This is a genomic window from Amycolatopsis sp. NPDC059021, assembly GCF_042739895.1.
Lineage (GTDB): Bacteria > Actinomycetota > Actinomycetes > Mycobacteriales > Pseudonocardiaceae > Amycolatopsis.
Map to the genome: position 1 here is coordinate 149,654 of NZ_JBHYIQ010000012.1, position 16,459 is coordinate 166,112.

The following is a 16,459-nucleotide window of genomic DNA, read 5'->3' on the forward strand; positions in this document are numbered from 1 at the left end:
ACCATTCCCGCGAAGACGACTTCCGGCACCAGTGACTCCCGTCACCCGTCTCGTCGGTCAGCCTGGATCAGGTAGCCTGCGCCAGTTCGTTCCGTAGCTCAGCGACGAACGTACGGAGACGGCCGGAGCGGACGTCCGTTGCCCGTGACTCCGCCTTATCGATGAGGCTAGCGGCCTCGCTGAACTCACCCTGGCCGATTCTCACTCGCGCGAGCTTGACCAACAGGTGTGCCTTGGCGCGGTTTCTGTCCTGGCCGAACGCGTCGAACGCGCTCGTCAACCTCGCAGCGGCTTCCTCGAACACCGGCATGGCCTGCCGCCTGCCCATCGTCTGGGCGATACGCATGAGCACGCCCCCGGCGACCGAGTCCAGGTGACCCGAAGTGCGGAGAAAACCCACCGACGGAGGCGGTTCGGCACGAGGGGCGCGGCTTGCGAGTCGCTCTCCTGTTTCGAAGCACTCCATCGCCTCGCCAGGGCGACCGTCATTGGCGAGCATCCGAGCACTGGCGTAGTGCATGTTCGCACGTTCCAACGGATAGATGTCCTTATCGGACAGCGAGGTCCGCAGGATGCTCACACCGTCACCGGGCGAGGTTTTCGCCGTGAAGGAAGCAATATCGATCAGTACATGAGCGCGCAGCGACGGATCGTTGCCTTCACGTGAAGCTCGTACGGCGAGTGCCGCGACTCTGTATGCTTGCGTCCGGCGTTCCGAGTCGTGCAACGAGTACGCGACACGGTCCGCGAGAGACGCTACGGCGCCGGAGAGCGCAGTTCGGGTGCCTGTGCTCATCGAGCCGTCCATGAGGCTCACAGCCCAGCGCAGGGACTCGGCACCGACGCGGGCGGCCACCTCACCACCGAGCCGGAAATCCATGGACGTGGCGAAGCGACCAGCTTCCCGGACCGCGTCGACTTCGGCCATGCCGATGCGTGCCGTAGCCGGAGCGGCAGGAGCGGACAACCCGTCGACCAAGCGAAGAAGCGGCTCAGTCGCGGCGAGACCGGTCGCGGCCATCAATAACTCTCTGCGATTCACGTCTTCGTCCAAACCGGTGATACCTAGTGCCCGTTCGTAGGCCCGAACCACTTCGGGTTGCACCCTGCGGACGCCTGTCTCCATATGGCCCAATGTGGAACGGCTGAAGTGTGTTAGTTCCGCCATTAGAGTAAGACTCACGCCCGCTCGCAGACGAGCCTCACGGAGCACCGCACCCATCATCTGTAGAACCTCGTAGACACCTGGACCGTTCCGTTCACAGCCTGTCGTTGGCAGGCTACTCCGGGGGAGATTCAACGGCTCTCCGCACGGCCACGCGGAGAGCCGTCTGTGGCACACGGCGGTTGCATCCGCGCGAAGGGAGATACGGTGAGCGTCCAGGAGGTCATCACAGTGACGTCTGCCGTCACCATCCGAAGTGGACTCTATCGAGGGACCCTGCCTGCCATCTTCCTCGACGATGACACCGGTGAACTCGTACTGGTCGCCGGTCCGCGCCTCCAGGACGCGAAGCTGACCAAAGAATAGGCCTGGCACGTCGCGGGCGCGGCGGTCGGCATGGCCGGGCTGTGCAGCGCGCGACTCGCCTCGTCACACATCGGGTGGCCCGCCGACGACCCGGAACAGGAACGACAACGTGACGAGCGGTGAGAAATATTCACTGATCCCGATTTGACAATCGTGGAATACTGGACAATACCAATAGGGAGCACCCATGACTACCGTAGCGAAAGAGAAGACCGGACAGAGCCTGATTTCGGAAAAGTTGTTCGACCGGCTGGTCAACCGCATTCAGCTCGAACAGGACATGGATCATGAACTGGCCTCCAGGATAACGGACCAGGCCCTCGCGTTCCTCGGAACGTGCGCTGTCTCCACCGTGCCACTGTCGCCTTCCGCGCAGGTTGACATCGGTTGGCACACGTTCCTCATGTACACACGAGAGTATCGGGAATTCTGCACCAAGATGGCCGGGCGATTCATCGACCACGAGCCACAGGATGTCGAAGAAGACAGGTCGCACGCCCGCGCGGCCACAGTGACCGATCGTGCCGTCACGGCAATTCTCGAAGCCGGGTTCGCCGTGGACCGGGAGCTGTGGGAGGTCCGCGCAGCGAAATGCAACGACGGCGAGAAGTGCCGCGCCTCCGGGAAGGACGGGAACGAGAACACCGAGACGAACGACCCAGAGAAACGATAGCAACTTTTCACCGAGAGGCTTGATGTGCCAACCACCTATGAGTGGTCCGACCTTCCCGATGCCGTCCGCAGCTCCGTAGAATCTCACATCGGCCCCGTGATCGAGGCAACGGGAATCAAGGAAGGCCAGACCTGCGACGTAGCTACTTCACTGCGTATCCAGAACGGTAAGCGGGTTTTCCTCAAGGGTGTTCGTGGCGTCAGCCGTCGAATGCGCTTCTTGCGAAACGAGGCTATCGCGGGAGACTTGGCCCCAGAATTGGCACCGGCCGTCTTGTTCCACGAAGATGTCGAGGCCGATAACGACGATTGGCTCGTAGTAGGCTTCGAGCACATTGCCGGACGAGCCGCCAGCCTCGCGCCCGGTTCGTCTGACCTTCCCCTCGTCGCCGCCACGGTGAACCGTATCGCCGAACTGCCCGCAAGCGGCTTCGGGGCCCTCAGCGATCGATGGTCCGGTGGGAGCTCATGGCATGACCTCGTCGACACCGACCCCGGAACGACCGAGTCCTGGGACCTCCCCGTCGGCGAGCTGATCGAGTGGGAGGAAAAGGCGCCGGGGGCGGTGGACGGCGACCGCCTTATCCATACCGATCTTCACAAGGACCAATTCATCATCGACAGCGCCGAGACCGTCCACGTCATCGATTGGGGATTCCCGGCCGCCGGCGCACCATGGGTGGATTCCGCGTTCTTGACGATCCGGCTCATCAGCGCCGGTCACCCATCGGCAGAAGCAGAAGCGTGGGCACGAACCCACCTGCGACTGTCCGAGGCGGCAGACGGGCAAATAACGGCGTTTGCCGCCTACGTCGCGGGGTTGTGGAGCTATTGGGCAGTCACCGACAGGGAGCCGGGTGCATCCCGGCGGGCACGGATGGCGCGCGAGTACGCGGCCTACCGGCTGCGAGTCACGCTCTGAAACAGTCCCACGGAGACACCGAACGGTCCACGGGAATACGCGCCCGGGGCTTCAGCGTCCGCCGATCTCGTGGTTCGCAGTGATCAGCCCGTGGTTGCTCGCGACGTAGTGCAGGTACGGCCGTCCCCGGTCGTCCGGTCCGGTGTAGAGGGTCCGCGAGCTGCCGTCGGACCCGGTCGTGACGCCGTTCGTCCTGGTCAGCGTCCCGGTGGACCACAGCCACTCCCGCGAAGCCGACTTCGGGCGCCAGTGACTCCCGTCACCGGTCTCGTCGGTCAGCTGTTTCGTCATGTCCACCGTGCCGCCGAGCTCGAAGTTCTGGTCGTCGGTCAGGGTGAGCGGCGACGCGTCCACGGTCAGCGGATAGGACCAGGAATGCCGGTCGGCCGCGATCACCCGGCCGTCCACCCGGGACACCGACGTCTGCTGTCCCCGATCGGTCTGGACCAGGTGCTGGGCGTTCGCGTTCCGGGTGATGTCGTCGCTGTTGCGGTAGTCGCGGGTCCGTTCGACCCGGGTGAAGACGCGCCCGGCGGAGGTGTCCAGGTACCCGGCCGTGACGTCGTGGCGCTTCGCGGTCACGGTGGCGTTGAGGCCGTCGGCGGTGTCCTTCACCACGGTCGTCTTCTCCGCCACCGGGGCGACGTCGTCCTGCGTCAGCGCCCCGGACGTCCGTTCGGCGTGCTGATCGGTGTACAGGAACAGCGTCGGCACGATGCTCCAGCTGCCGCCGATGTCCGGCACGGTGAACGAAAGGTCGTGGGTGCCGCCGTCGACGAGCCGCCCGGCGAACGGCGTGATGTCGAACGTCTCGGCGTGCAGACTGAACGTGTCGATCGCGACGATCGGCCGCCACAGCGTCGGCACGATCCCGCCGGAATAGATGTGCGGGAAGGTGTGCACGCCGCCGATCGGGGCGCCGTCGAGCGAGGCATTGGCCTCGCGGAACGGACCGTGCCCGCACAACCCGGCCTTCGGGTATTTCGCGACGACCTCGTCCGGGACGGCGCTGAACCACTGCTCGTCGCAGGCCCCGCCCTCCAGCGTCACCTCGAGGTAGGCGCGGGTGATGTTGCGCGGCAGGTCCTTCGCGGTGAAATGCACCGTGCCCGCACCGACATTCGCATCGGCATGGCCGAATCCCGCGACGCGGTCGGGTACCGCGGGCGCCGGGTGCGCGCCGTCGGCCCGGTAGTAGGTGATCGTCACGGTCTGCTCGTACACCCCGGTGTAGACCGCCGAGGTGTAGTTCCCGATCCCGCCGCGGAACGGCTGCGGCGTGCGCAGCAGCGAGCCGTAGGCGGTCAGGTCCTTGTCGAAGTGGTAGGTGATGGGCCGCTTGCCCTCCCCGCTCGGCTCCTCGGTGGTGCCCCACCAGACCTCGGTGCCGCCGATCGCGAGATCGCCGATCCGGTCGTACTGCCGCCCGCTGACCGTGACCGTCTGGTCGAGCACGACCTTCGACCACGGGCCCGCGCATTCCTTCGGTGGCGCGAGCGTGCCTTCGTAGAAGCGCTGCGAACCGTCCGGCGCGTTGGACCGGAACTTGTCGGCCAGCGTCACGGTGCAGTGCGCGGTGTCCGGCCGCGTGACCGCTGGCGCCGGGGTGACCGGATTGTCCGTGTCCCCTTCCAGCACGGGATCCGCCGACGCGACCGTCGGGGCGAACAGCAGCAGGAGGGCGGCGAGCAGGACCGCGAATCTCTTCACGCGCGAAGCCTAGCCAGAACACGGTCCGACGAACGGTGATCGTTCACGGCCGTTCGGTCAGTCGCGCGACCGGGCTGGCCGCGCCCAGCCCGGCGGCACCGACCGCGGCCTGATGCAGCAGGTCGATCTCCTTCGGCCGCAGCTTGCCGATCCTCGCCACGATCGCGGCCTCGTCGAGACCATCGAGGAAGGCGGCGACTTTCGCCCAGTTCTTCCCTTTTCGCGCCTCCTCGTACCCGTCCTGTAGACGCTTGAGGACGATCGGGGCGACAGCGGCGGCGGGCGCGGCGACTCCCGAAGCGCGCGTCCCCGCGAGCACGATCTTCAGCTGCGCCGGTTCCAGGCTCTTCACGATCATGGCGAGATCATCGGCGCTGAAGCCCGCGCGGCCCAGCACCCACGCCACGGCTCCGGGCCGACCGGCGTCCGTCACCACCGGCGAGGTGAGCACGAACGTCATCATGACGTACATCTGGGCCCGCGCGTCCGGCGCCGCGGGCAGGTTCCCGAACGCCGCCGCCTGCTCGCGCCTGGTCTCGACGCGATTCAGCAACCCGGTCGTGAACGACCCGAACCGCTTCGGGTCGTCCCGGTAGAACCCGGCCCTGGCGTCGGTGAGCAGTTGTATCGCCTCGGCCGGTGGGAGCGAGTTCAGCAACCCGATGGTGAACCTGTCCAGTTCGCTGCCGCCGATGGCCGGGTTGAGGCCCCATGGCGCGAGTGCCTTCTTGATCTGGACGACGCTGTCACGGGGGAAGTGCCAGTGCCAGTCCCCGACCAGGATGGCCACTCCGGGGTTCACGATCTGATCGGCGTGCGACAGTTTCCATCTCGCGAACGCGATCTTCTTCGCCTGGGCCTTGGTCATCGCGCGAAAGGCTTCCTCGGTGTCCGGGAGGCCGGCGGACTGGTGGAACATCTTGAAGGTGCCGATCGTGATGCCCAGGTGGGTCAGCCCGCCGATGTCGGCCTTGTTCGCCGGATTGCGTTCGAAATCCTCGACGGTTCCTTCCAGCCCCGGGATCTTCTTCCACCATTCTTCGAAGGCGTTCGTGGCCGGCGGTGCCGTGGCGGCCGCGGGCGGCGCTGTCCGGCCGCTCGCCTGCCTGGCCAGGCCGCCGCCGGTCCCCGTCACCGTGACCCGCCCGGAACCGGTGGTGAACGCCGTGGCCGCGGCTTCGGCGGAGCTTTCCCGCGCCGGGTCCGGGGCGAGTCCGGACGCGGCCGTGCCGCCCCGGGCGTTCTGCACCACGTGTCCCAGTTCGTGGGCGAGCAGATGCCGCCCGGATCGTGAGGACGGGTCGTACTGGCCGGCGCCGAAGAACACGTCTTCGCCCACGGTGTAAGCGTTCGCGGACACCGCCGCCGCGGCTTCGGCGGCATCGGGATCGGCGTGCACCCGGACCCGGCTGAAGTCGTGGCCGAACCGGGCACCCATCACGGCCTGCGTCCGCTCGTCCAGCGGCTGTCCCGGCGAGCGGGCGGCGTCCGGCGCGAACCCGCCGGGTGGAACACGGCTCGCCGCGGAATCGAACGCGTGGGGCACGGTCCCCTCCTCCGGTCGCCGCTGGTCACTCGCCTGGCTCTCCCCGGCGAAGCTAGCCGCGGCCCGTCACCGTTCCGTCACCGAGCAGCTCCGCCAGGATCGCCTTCGCCTGACTTCCCTTGCCGTCGATGTCCTTGCGTGCCAGGTAAACCGGCAGCTCGGCGGGCTCGGCGTCCAGGTAGGGCGCGGCCCGGCGGGCGATGTCGGCGGCGTCGGTGCCCAGCCCGTGCTCGACCAAGACGTCGACGACCTCGGCCCACAGCTCGGACGCGTCGATCACGTCGCGAACCGTCTTGACCGCACGCTCACCCGGCACGCACGGGTCCGCCCAGGTCCACGTGTGCCTCCCGTGCCCCACCGCGATCCGTTCACCGGCGGGCGAATACACCGTCGCGGTCGTTCCCGGCGGAATCGCGACGTCGAGGACGAACTTCCCGTCCGCGCGGCGCCAGCCCGCATACGCTTCGCCGTAGGGCGTTTCGTGCCGTGCCCAGGCATGCGCCAGCGCCGCGTCCGGCACCGGCCGCACCACGATCTCGCGGTACCCGGGAGCGCCGGGCGCGAGCCCGGCCACCGTGCGGTGCATCCAGTCGGCCACCGCGCCCAGCGCGTAGTGGTTGAACGAGGTCATCTGGCCGGGGTTGATCGTGCCGTCGGGCAGCATGCTGTCCCAGCGTTCCCAGATCGTGGTGGCACCCATCGTGACCGGGTACAGCCACGACGGGCAGCCCCGTTCGAGCAGCAGGCGGTAGGCCAGGTCCGGGAAGCCTGCCGAGGTGAGCGCGTCGGCGATGAGCGGAGTGCCGACGAACCCGGTGCCGATCCGGAAACCGTTGCCCCGCACCAGATCCGCGAGCCGCTCCCCCGCCTTCCGCCGTTGTCCGGCCGTCGGCAGGAGCGCGAACTCCAGCGCCAGCGCGTACACCGTCTGCGCGTCGCTCAGCACCCGGCCCGCCGCGGTGACGTACTCGCTTGCGAACGCGGTCCGGGTCCGCTCGGCCAGCGCGCCGTAGTCCTTCGCCTCTTCGGTCTTGCCGAGGAGTTCGGCGGCGTCCGCGACGATCTGCGCCGACCTCGCCAGGTACGCCGTGGCGACGACGTCGGGATCCGCCTTCGCCGCGAAGGGATCGTCCGGCGGCGCCGCCGGGTCGAGCCAGTCGCCGAACTGGAACCCGCCCACCCAGAGGCCGTCCGTGCTCACCGCGGTGATCCGGTCCACCCACGCCCGCATGCTCGCGAACTGCCGGGCCAGGATCTCGATGTCGCCGTAGTGCCGGTACAGCACCCACGGCACGATCGTGGCCGCGTCGCCCCAAGCCGTGGCGGCCGGGGTTCCGAGGGACAGCACGTCCGGGATCACGAACGGCACCGAACCGTCCTCGTGCTGCTCGGCCGCGAGGTCGGCGAGCCACGAACCGAGGAACCCGGCGATGTCGTAGAGGAAGCTCGCGGTCGGCGCGAACACCTGGATGTCGCCGGTCCAGCCCAGCCGTTCGTCCCGCTGCGGGCAGTCGGTGGGCAGGTCGAGGAAGTTGCCGCGCATGCTCCAGACGACGTTCTCGTGGAAACGTTCCAGCAACGGGTCCGAGCAGCCGAACCAGCCGGTGCGCCACAGATCGCTGCCGATCACCACGGCCTCGACGTCGGCGGGCGCCAGCTCCGGGACGCCCGTGACCTCGGCGTAGCGGAACCCGTGGAACGTCAGACTGGGTTCGAGCACCACGTCCTCGGCGTCCGCGAGCACGTAGGTGTCGGTGGCCTTCGCGCTGCGCAGCGGCCGTACACCGAGTTCGCCATGTTCGAGCACCTCGGCGTGCCGCACGATGACCTCTTGGCCCGCAACGGTTTTCCCCGCCTTCAGCCGGACCCAGCCGACGAGGTTCTGGCCGAAGTCGACGAGCGTCCGGCCCGACGGCGATGTCGAGACCGACACCGCGGGCACCACCTCGGTCACCCGCACCGGCGGCCCGTCCGGGGCGACCAAAGTGGACAGATCGGCCTCGACGACCGCCACTCCGTCCACAACGGACCGATGCTCGCGGAGATCCGTGTGCTGCCCGTCGTACAGGTCGTTGTCGAGAATGCCGCTCTCCCGCGCGGTCCACTGCTCGTCGGTGCCGATCACCTCGCTCGTCCCGTCCTCGTAGGTGATCTCCAGCTGGGCCAGCAGCGCGACGCGGTCACCGTAGACGCCGCGGTTCCCGCCCCAGCCGAGGCGTCCCCGGTACCAACCGTTGCCCAGCAACGCTTCCAGTGTGTTCTCACCGGGTTTCAGCGCCGCCGTGACGTCGTGGGTCTGATACCGGAGCCGGTGCGGATAGCTCGTCCACCCCGGTGCGAGCACCTCATCCCCGACCCGGGCACCGTTCAGGGTGAGCGAATAGACCCCGTGCGCGGTGACGTAGAGCCGCGCGGACGCGACCGCCCCGCGCGGGGTGAAGGTCCGGCCCAGTATCGGCGCGCGTTCCCCGATTCCGCCGATCGTGGCGGGGGCGACGAACCGGGCCGACCAGTCGTCCTCGGCGAGCAGCCCGGTTTCCACTGTGGACGGTTCGCTCCAGTCGCTCCACCGCTCGCCCGCGGCGACCCGGATCCGGACGGCGGCGCGGGTCCGGGACGCCAGCGGGGCGAACGGCCAGGCTACGAGCACCTGCTCGGCCGAGTCCACCCGTACCACGGAGTGACCGTTCGGTTCGAGGCACTCTTTACCGCCGAGAACGCATCGGCACAGTTCGACCTCGTAGGCGGTCTGGGCCCATCCGGGATCGTCGGTGCGCACCTGCCAGGACAGCCGGGGCGCCGCGGTGCCGATGCCCAGCGCGTCCTCGTGGTGTTCGAAGCGGACTCGGGTGACGAGCAAGGGATTCTCCTTTACGCGAGGGCGCGTTCGGTTTCGATCTGCTCCAGCGACTTGCCGGAGGTGTCGGGCATGAACAGGTAGCCGACCAGCCCGCTGATCAGCAGGAACAGCGCGAGCAGCGCGGCGACCGGGCCGATCCCCGCCTCGGCGAGCACCGGCACGAAGAAGCTCCAGACGCCGAGGATGGCGCGGGCCACCCCGAAGGTGATGCCCTGCGCCGTGCCACGCAGCATCGTCGGGAACAGCTCCTGGCTGAACACCTTGTAGAAGGCCTCGCCCGCGAGCGCGCCGCCGACCGCGAACATCACCATGTTCGCGATGATCACCGGCACGGTGAACGGGAACACCAGGTACAGCACGAACGCGACGAATTCGGTGACCGCGCCGGCTGCCCACATCACGCGGCGCGCGCGGTAGCCGCGGTCGGCGAACCGCATGAACCCGGCGGCGGTGACGATCGCGGTGACCACGAAGCTGGAACACGACAGCGCCACGCTCGCCGCCTGCGTCCCGGCGTTGAGCGTCTTGATGATGTACGGGGTGAAGATCCCGGCGGTGCCCGCGGCGAGGTTCCAGAACAGGTAGATCGTCGCGGTCCAGACGAGCGCCTTGAGGTGGGCGCCGGAGAAGAGGTTCCGCAGCCGGTGCCGCACCACGGTGTCCGAAGTGGACATCTCGGCGGCGGTGCGCCAGCGCGCCGATTCGGCCAGATTGCGGCGCAGCGCCCAAGTCACCAGCGCGACCACGAGCAGATGCGCGAACACGATCCGGATTCCCAGCAGGCCGAGCGAGGACAGCGCGAGAGCGAGCAACAGCACCACGATCGGCCCCACGCTCCACGCCACCTGGGTGAGCCCCAGCAGCTTGCCCCGCGCCTTCGCCGGGGAGAACTCGCCGACCAGCGCCAGCGACGTCGGGACGTCGGCGCCGACCGCGACGCCGACCACGAACGTGCCGACGAAGAGCATGGGCGCGTTGACCGACAGCGCGATGCACAGGATGCCCGCCGCGTAGACCAGCAGATCGTACTTGTAGATCCGCTTGCGGCCGAGCTTGTCGCCCAGCCTGCCGCCGATCAGCGCGCCCACCGCGCAGCCCAGCGCGTTCGGCCCGATCGCCGCCAGCGCGCCCACCGCGCCCGCGGACAATCCGAGATACGTCTGGAACAACGCCAGTCCCGCGCCGAGCGCGACGATCGACCCGGCGTCCAGATAGGACGCCATCCCGGCCAGGACGGTCCAGTTCCAGTGCCTGCGGCTGACCACCTCGCCGTCCGGGGCCGGAGTGACGCCGACTGCTTCAGGGGAAGTCATGGGATCTCCTAGTCGCCGTTGAGCTAGGCCTGATCATTTTTGAAACGTATCAATCGTCCGGTGCGCACGAGAGTAACCACAGTTTTCGCGGCGGACAAGGTGTACCCGGGTAACGATGAAACCTTTCCCGGGAAGCAGGAAGCGAACGGCGCCGAAGACACCGTCACATCATCACGGCTCGTACCGCCGTGGCGGCCGGACTCGCGCGATCCGGGCACGCATCGTGGCCAGATCACCCTCGACGGCGCCGTGCGCGCGGGCCTGGACGAGCACGTTGCCCAGCGCCGTCGCCTCCACCGGCCCGGCGAGCACGGGCAGGCCGCAGACGTCGGCTGTCAACTGGCACAGCGGCTCGTTGCGGGCACCGCCCCCGACGACATGGACGACGTCGATCTCCTTGCCGGACAAGCGAACCGCGTCGGCCAGTGCCCGGCGATACGCCTCGGCGAGGCTGTCGAGCACACACCGGGTGAACTCCGGCGGGTCGCGGGGCACCGGCTCTCCGGCCTCCCGGCAGGCCGCCGCGATCCGGCCCGGCATATCGCCCGGTGGCAGGAAACGCGGGTCATCGACGTCCACAATGGACTTTCTGGGCAGCCGTGCAGCCGCTGCCAGCAACGGTTCGACCTCGGCGAGCCCCCAGACCCGCTGGCATTCCTGCAACAGCCACAGACCGGTCACGTTCCGCAGGTACCGGACGGTGCCGTCGACGCCGAGTTCGTTGGTGAAGTTGGCTTTCCGGCTTTCCTCGGTGAGCACCGGCGCGTCCAGTTCGACCCCGACCAGCGACCAGGTACCCGAGGAGATGTAGCCGAACCGGTCCGTGACCGCCGGGACGGCCGCGACCGCCGACGCCGTGTCGTGCGAACCCACGGCGTACACCGGTGTCGAGCCGAGTTCCTGGCTCGTCGTCCCCGCCCGGTCGCCGGGCGACCGCAACGGCGGGAACTTGCCGACGTCGATCTCCGCCCTGTCCGCCACCGCGGCCGCCCAGTCCCCGGTGCGCGGATCCAGCAACGCGGTGGTGGACGCGTTGGTCCGCTCGGTGCCCAGCTCGCCGGTCAGCCAGTAGGCCAGCAGATCCGGGATGAGCACGATCCGCGCCGCCTCGGCGGCACGGCGGTCCGCGGCGAGCTGGAACACCGTGTTGAACGGCAGGAACTGGATCCCGGTGGCGGCGTAGAGGTCCGGCACCTTCGCGAGCACGGCGCCGGCGACGTGCTCGGTCCGGCGATCGCGATAGTGCACCGGATTGCCGAGCAACGTGCCGTCCTCGTCGAGCAGGCCGTAGTCGACCGCCCACGAATCGATCCCGATCGCGTCCACGGGCCCCGCCACGCGCAGCCCTTCGAGGACTTCCCGGTACAGCGCCAGGATGTCCCAGTGCAGCGTTCCCCGGACCTCGACCGGGCGATTGGGGAACCGGTGTGCCTCGATCAGGTCCAGCCCCCGCGTCAGGTCGCCGACCAGCACCCGGCCGCTGGACGCGCCGAGGTCGACCGCCGCGAACCTCATCGCAGGACCGTCATCGTAGAAACGCCGCCGCGACCCCGGCGTCCACCGGCACGTGCAGCCCGGTGGTGTGCGACAGTTCCTTGCCTGCCAGCACGAACACGGCGTTCGCGACATGCTCGGGCAGCACCTCGCGTTTGAGGATCGTGCGCTGGGCGTAGAACGCGCCCAGTTCGGACTCCTCGACGCCGTACACCGCGGCCCGTTGCGCACCCCAGCCGCCGGCGAAGATCCCCGAGCCGCGCACCACGCCGTCCGGGTTGACGCCGTTGACGCGGATGCCGTGCTCCCCCAGCTCCGCGGCCAGCAGCCGCACCTGATGGGCCTGATCCGCTTTGGCAGCCCCATAGGCGACATTGTCGGGCCCGGCGAACACCGAGTTCTTGCTGACGACGTAGACGAGATCACCGCCGATGCCCTGGGCGACCATCGTGCTGGCCGCTTCCCTGGCGACGAGGAACGATCCGCGCGCCATCACGTCGTGCTGGACATCCCAGTCCTTTGCAGACGTTTCGAGCAGCGGTTTCGAGATGGACAGCCCCGCGTTGTTCACCACGAGGTCGACGCCGCCGAAAGCCAGCGCCGCCGTATCGAAGGCGTTCCGGACCTGCTCCTCGTCGGTGACGTCCGCGGTGACCGCGATGGCCGTGCCCAGTTCGTCGCCGACTTCGCGCGCGGCGTCGGCGTCGAGGTCGGCCACGACGACGCAGGCGCCTTCGGCCGCGAGCCGTCGGGCGATCGCCTTGCCGATACCCGATCCGGCGCCGGTGACCAGCGCGACCCGGCCGGTCAACGGCTTCGGGGCGGGGCGGCGCCGGAGTTTGGCCTCCTCCAGCGCCCAGTACTCGATGCGGAACTTCTCGCGCTCGTCGATCGGCGCGTACGTCGACACCGCTTCCGCGCCACGCATGACGTTGATCGCGTTGAGGTAGAACTCCCCCGCGACCCGCGCTGTCTGCGCGTCGGCGCCGAAGGAGAACATCCCGACGCCGGGCACCAGCACGATCGCCGGATCGGCACCCCGCATCGGTGGCGAATCCTCCTCGGCGTAGCGCTCGTAGTAGGCGCGGTAGTCCTCGCGATAACGCTCGTGCAGCTCCTTCAACCGCGTGATCGCCTCGTCCAGCGGCGCCGTGGGCGGCAGATCGAGGACGAGCGGGCGGACCTTGGTACGCAGGAAATGATCGGGACACGACGTGCCGAGCGCGGCGAGGCGGGGATGTTCGGCGCGGGCGAGGAAATCGAGCACCGGTCCGGTGTCGGTGAAGCACCCGATCTGCCGCCGGTCGGTGGACGCGAGCCCGCGCAGGATCGGGGCGAGCGCGGCGGCGCGTTCCCGGCGTTCGGCCTCCGGGAGCGGTCGGTAACCGTCGAGTTCCGGCCCGAACGGCTCCGGCTTTCCGTGCTCGGCCAGGAATTCCGCGGCGGTGCGGATGATTTCGAGCGAGTGCGCTTCGGCTTCGTCGCTGGTTTCGCCCCAGGCGGTGATGCCGTGGCCGCCGAGAACGCAGCCGATGGCTCGCGGGTTTTCGGCCTTGACACGCGCGATGTCCAGGCCCAGCTGGAATCCCGGCCGCCGCCAGGGCACCCAGACGACGCGATCGCCGAAGCACCGCTCGGTGAGCTTCTCGCCGTCGGCGGCGGTGGCGAGCGCGATCCCGGAGTCCGGATGCAGGTGATCGACGTGGGGCGCGTCGACGAGCGCGTGCATCGCGGTGTCGATCGACGGCGCCGCGCCACCCTTGCCGTGTAAGCAATAATCGAACGCGGCGACCATTTCGTCCTCACGCTCGACGCCCGGATAGACGTCCGGCAGCGCGCGGAGCCGGTCCAGCCGCAGCACCGCCAGCCCGGCCTCGGTGAGCGTCCCGAGGTCGCCCCCGGATCCCTTGACCCACAACAGTTCCACGGGTCGCGCGGTGACCGGGTCGACCGCCGTCCCCTTCGCCGAGGTGTTGCCTCCGGCGTAGTTCGTGTTGGCCGGGTCGGCACCGAGCCGGTGCGAGCGGGCGAGCAGTTCTTCGACGGGCTTGGGTGTCACGCGCCCCACCCCGCCTGGTTCCCGCCGACGCGGTTGGCGGCGATGCGCTCGCCGTATCCGGACCGCCGGTAGGCCGCCACCGGATCCGGGTCGAGGCCCTGTTCCGCCCGCAGTTCGGCGAGCATCGGCCGGACGTCGGTGTGGTAGGCGTCCATGAACACGTCGTGCGCGGCCAGCACGTCGCCCGAATACTGCGCGGCGGTCAGCGCGTCGCGGTCGATCAGCAGCGCCTTGGCGGTGGCCTCCTGGACATTGCACACCGAGCGGATCTGGGCGGGGATCTTGGCCTCGACGTTGTGGCACTGGTCGAGCATGAACGCGACACCGGTCTCCTGGTCGAGCCCGCCACCGCGGGCGACCTCGGCCATGATCCGGAACAGCTGGAACGGGTCGGCCGCCCCGACCATGAGATCGTCGTCGGCGTAGAAGCGGGAGTTGAAGTCGAACGCGCCGAGCTTTCCCGCGCGCAGCAGGATCGCGACGATGAACTCGATGTTGGTGCCCGGCGCGTGGTGGCCGGTGTCGACGCAGACCTGCGCGCGGTCACCGAGGTGCAGGCAGTGCGCGTACGCGGTGCCCCAGTCTGGGACGTCGGTGGTGTAGAAGGCGGGCTCGAACAGCTTGTATTCGAGCAGGAGCCGCTGATGCGCGCCGAGCCGTTCGTAGACCGCGGCGAGTGCCTCGGCGAGCCGATCCTGACGCGTGCGGATGTCGTCCTGGCCCGGGTAGTTGGTGCCGTCGGCGAACCAGAGCTTGAGATCGCGCGAGCCCGTCCGGTCCATGATGTCGACGCAGTCGAGCAGGTGATCGAGCGCCTTGCGCCGGATCGCCCTGTCCGGGTTGGCGACGCTGCCGAGCTTGTAGTCGTCGTCCTGGAACACGTTCGCGTTGATGGTGCCGAGGCGGATCCCGGCGGACTCGGCGTACTTCGCGAGCCTGCCGTAGTCGTCGGCACGGTCCCACGGGATGTGCAGCGCGACGGTCGGGGCGACCCCGGTGAAGGCGTGCACCTGGGCGGCGTCGTCGATCTTCTCCTCGACGGTCCTCGGCACGCCGGGCTGCGCGAACACCTTGAACCGGGTGCCCGAGTTGCCGTACGCCCACGAAGGAGTCTCGATCCGTTGTCCCCGTAGCCGTTCCTTCACCACCGCCGCCGGTACCACCATGGTCCGCTCACCCCGGTCTCGAGTTTTGAAACGTTTCACTCCCATGGTAGGCTCACGGCCTCGCGGAGAGCAAGGGGACGCATGGTCGGGATCAAGGATGTCGCGAAACGCGCGGGCGTCTCGATCGGCACGGTGTCCAATGTGGTCAATCGGCCCGAAGTCGTCTCGGCGGCCACCCGCAACCGGGTGCTCTCGGTCATCGAGGAACTGGGCTACGTCCGCGACGAATCGGCGCGGCAGCTGCGGGCCGGGCGCAGCCGGATCATGGCGCTGGTGGTGCTGGACCTCGGCAACCCGTTCTTCGTCGACGTGGCACGCGGCGCCGAGGAGGCCGCGCACGCCCAGGGGCTCAACATCATCACCTGCAACAGCGGCCAGCGCACCGAGCTGGAGGCCTCCTACCTCGCGATGCTCGCGGAACAACGCGTCCGCGGCGTCCTGCTGAGCCCGGTCGACACCTCCGGCGAGGCATTGCAGACCTTCCGGCGCAGCGGAATCCCGTACGTGTTCGTGGACCGCAAGGTGCCCGCCGATCAGGCCAGCTCGGTGTCGGTCGACGACGTCGCGGGCGGCGCGCTGGCCGGACGGCACCTGGCCGAGACCGGCCACCGGCGGATCGCGTTCGTCAACGGGCCGGCCGTGCTCGCCCAGTGCCGGGACCGGGAGGCCGGGCTGCGATCCTCTTTGGACGGTTCCGCGGTCTCCCTTTCGGTGCTGGAGGCTTCCGGCCTGGACTTCGCCTCCGGCCGGGACGCCGGGGCGCGGCTGCTCGGGATGAGCCCCCGGCCGACGGCGGCGTTCTGCGCCAACGACCTCCTGGCGCTGGGTGTGCTCCAGGCGATGGTCGGGGCCGGGGTCAAGGTCCCCGAGGAGATGGCGATCGTCGGGTACGACGACATCGAGTTCGCCGGGGCGGCGGCGGTGCCGCTGACCTCGGTGCGCCAGCCCGCGCGACGGCTGGGGCGGACCGCCGCCGAACTACTGCTCGCGGAAACCGCCGACGACGCGTCGGCGAAACACCAGGGCGTCGTCTTCACCCCGGAACTGGTCGTCCGCGAATCCACCCGCATCCGCCTCTGATCACCACCGGCGTGGGCTGCGCCGTCCTTTGGTGCCTGAAAGGCGCCCTAAAAAACATGAACGCCCCGAAAGACGCCATCACCCCCGTCGGGCCCCCCCCCCGCCC

At 68.9% G+C, this 16,459-nt stretch carries 12 protein-coding genes; 4 read left to right on the forward strand and 8 right to left on the reverse strand.

What is annotated here, in order from left to right; translation table 11 throughout:
* Positions 1–67: 67 nt before the first annotated feature.
* Positions 68–1,225, reverse strand: a complete 1,158-nt coding sequence (locus tag ACFWX1_RS09975; protein WP_378385773.1) for a helix-turn-helix domain-containing protein — start codon at positions 1,223–1,225, stop codon at positions 68–70.
* A 147-nt stretch (positions 1,226–1,372) separates the two neighbouring features.
* Here ACFWX1_RS09975 and ACFWX1_RS09980 point away from each other — a divergent pair, with 147 nt between their 5' ends.
* From ACFWX1_RS09980 to ACFWX1_RS09990, 3 genes are all read left to right on the forward strand, one after another.
* Positions 1,373–1,531 (forward strand): hypothetical protein, encoded by a 159-nt coding sequence (locus ACFWX1_RS09980; RefSeq protein ID WP_378385774.1) that lies wholly within the window; start codon positions 1,373–1,375, stop codon positions 1,529–1,531.
* A 187-nt stretch (positions 1,532–1,718) separates the two neighbouring features.
* Complete coding sequence (locus ACFWX1_RS09985) at positions 1,719–2,204, forward strand: glycine-rich domain-containing protein (protein WP_378385775.1); 486 nt, start codon at positions 1,719–1,721, stop codon at positions 2,202–2,204.
* A 96-nt stretch (positions 2,205–2,300) separates the two neighbouring features.
* Positions 2,301–3,125, forward strand: a complete 825-nt coding sequence (locus ACFWX1_RS09990; protein WP_378385776.1) for a phosphotransferase family protein — start codon at positions 2,301–2,303, stop codon at positions 3,123–3,125.
* A 51-nt stretch (positions 3,126–3,176) separates the two neighbouring features.
* Here the strand turns inward: ACFWX1_RS09990 and ACFWX1_RS09995 are convergent, their stop codons facing one another.
* The 7 genes from ACFWX1_RS09995 to rhaI all read right to left on the reverse strand — a co-directional run bounded on the left by ACFWX1_RS09995 (position 3,177) and on the right by rhaI (position 15,273).
* Complete coding sequence (locus ACFWX1_RS09995) at positions 3,177–4,835, reverse strand: peptide-N4-asparagine amidase (RefSeq protein WP_378385777.1); 1,659 nt, start codon at positions 4,833–4,835, stop codon at positions 3,177–3,179.
* 43 nt (positions 4,836–4,878) lie between these two features.
* On the reverse strand, positions 4,879–6,381 hold the full coding sequence (locus ACFWX1_RS10000; RefSeq protein ID WP_378385778.1) for a DUF4157 domain-containing protein: 1,503 nt from the start codon (positions 6,379–6,381) through the stop codon (positions 4,879–4,881).
* 52 nt (positions 6,382–6,433) lie between these two features.
* Positions 6,434–9,241: a family 78 glycoside hydrolase catalytic domain gene (locus ACFWX1_RS10005; RefSeq protein WP_378385779.1), complete on the reverse strand. Its 2,808-nt coding sequence runs from the start codon at positions 9,239–9,241 to the stop codon at positions 6,434–6,436.
* A gap of 11 nt (positions 9,242–9,252) precedes the next feature.
* Entirely contained in the window at positions 9,253–10,554 is a 1,302-nt protein-coding gene (locus ACFWX1_RS10010; protein WP_378385780.1) for an MFS transporter, read from the reverse strand.
* A gap of 171 nt (positions 10,555–10,725) precedes the next feature.
* Entirely contained in the window at positions 10,726–12,069 is a 1,344-nt protein-coding gene (locus tag ACFWX1_RS10015; protein WP_378385781.1) for a rhamnulokinase family protein, read from the reverse strand.
* A 10-nt stretch (positions 12,070–12,079) separates the two neighbouring features.
* Entirely contained in the window at positions 12,080–14,107 is a 2,028-nt protein-coding gene (locus ACFWX1_RS10020) for a bifunctional aldolase/short-chain dehydrogenase (protein WP_378385782.1), read from the reverse strand.
* A complete protein-coding gene (rhaI, locus tag ACFWX1_RS10025; protein WP_378385783.1) occupies positions 14,104–15,273 on the reverse strand; it encodes an L-rhamnose isomerase in 1,170 nt (389 codons plus the stop codon). The genes ACFWX1_RS10020 and rhaI overlap by 4 nt, the downstream gene beginning before the upstream one ends.
* An 81-nt stretch (positions 15,274–15,354) precedes the next feature.
* Between rhaI and ACFWX1_RS10030 the strand changes: the two genes are divergently transcribed.
* Entirely contained in the window at positions 15,355–16,353 is a 999-nt protein-coding gene (locus tag ACFWX1_RS10030) for a LacI family DNA-binding transcriptional regulator (protein WP_378385784.1), read from the forward strand.
* The last annotated feature ends 106 nt before the right edge of the window (positions 16,354–16,459 follow it).

Excerpts from the sequence above, each read along its gene's own strand:
- ACFWX1_RS09975 (WP_378385773.1), bottom strand. The coding sequence starts at position 1,225 with ATGATGGGTGCGGTGCTCCGTGAGGCTCGTCTGCGAGCGGGCGTGAGT.
- ACFWX1_RS09985 (WP_378385775.1), top strand. The coding sequence starts at position 1,719 with ATGACTACCGTAGCGAAAGAGAAGACCGGACAGAGCCTGATTTCGGAA.
- ACFWX1_RS10010 (WP_378385780.1), bottom strand. The coding sequence starts at position 10,554 with ATGACTTCCCCTGAAGCAGTCGGCGTCACTCCGGCCCCGGACGGCGAG.
- ACFWX1_RS10015 (WP_378385781.1), bottom strand. The coding sequence starts at position 12,069 with ATGAGGTTCGCGGCGGTCGACCTCGGCGCGTCCAGCGGCCGGGTGCTG.
- rhaI (WP_378385783.1), bottom strand. The coding sequence starts at position 15,273 with ATGGTGGTACCGGCGGCGGTGGTGAAGGAACGGCTACGGGGACAACGG.
- ACFWX1_RS10030 (WP_378385784.1), top strand. The coding sequence starts at position 15,355 with ATGGTCGGGATCAAGGATGTCGCGAAACGCGCGGGCGTCTCGATCGGC.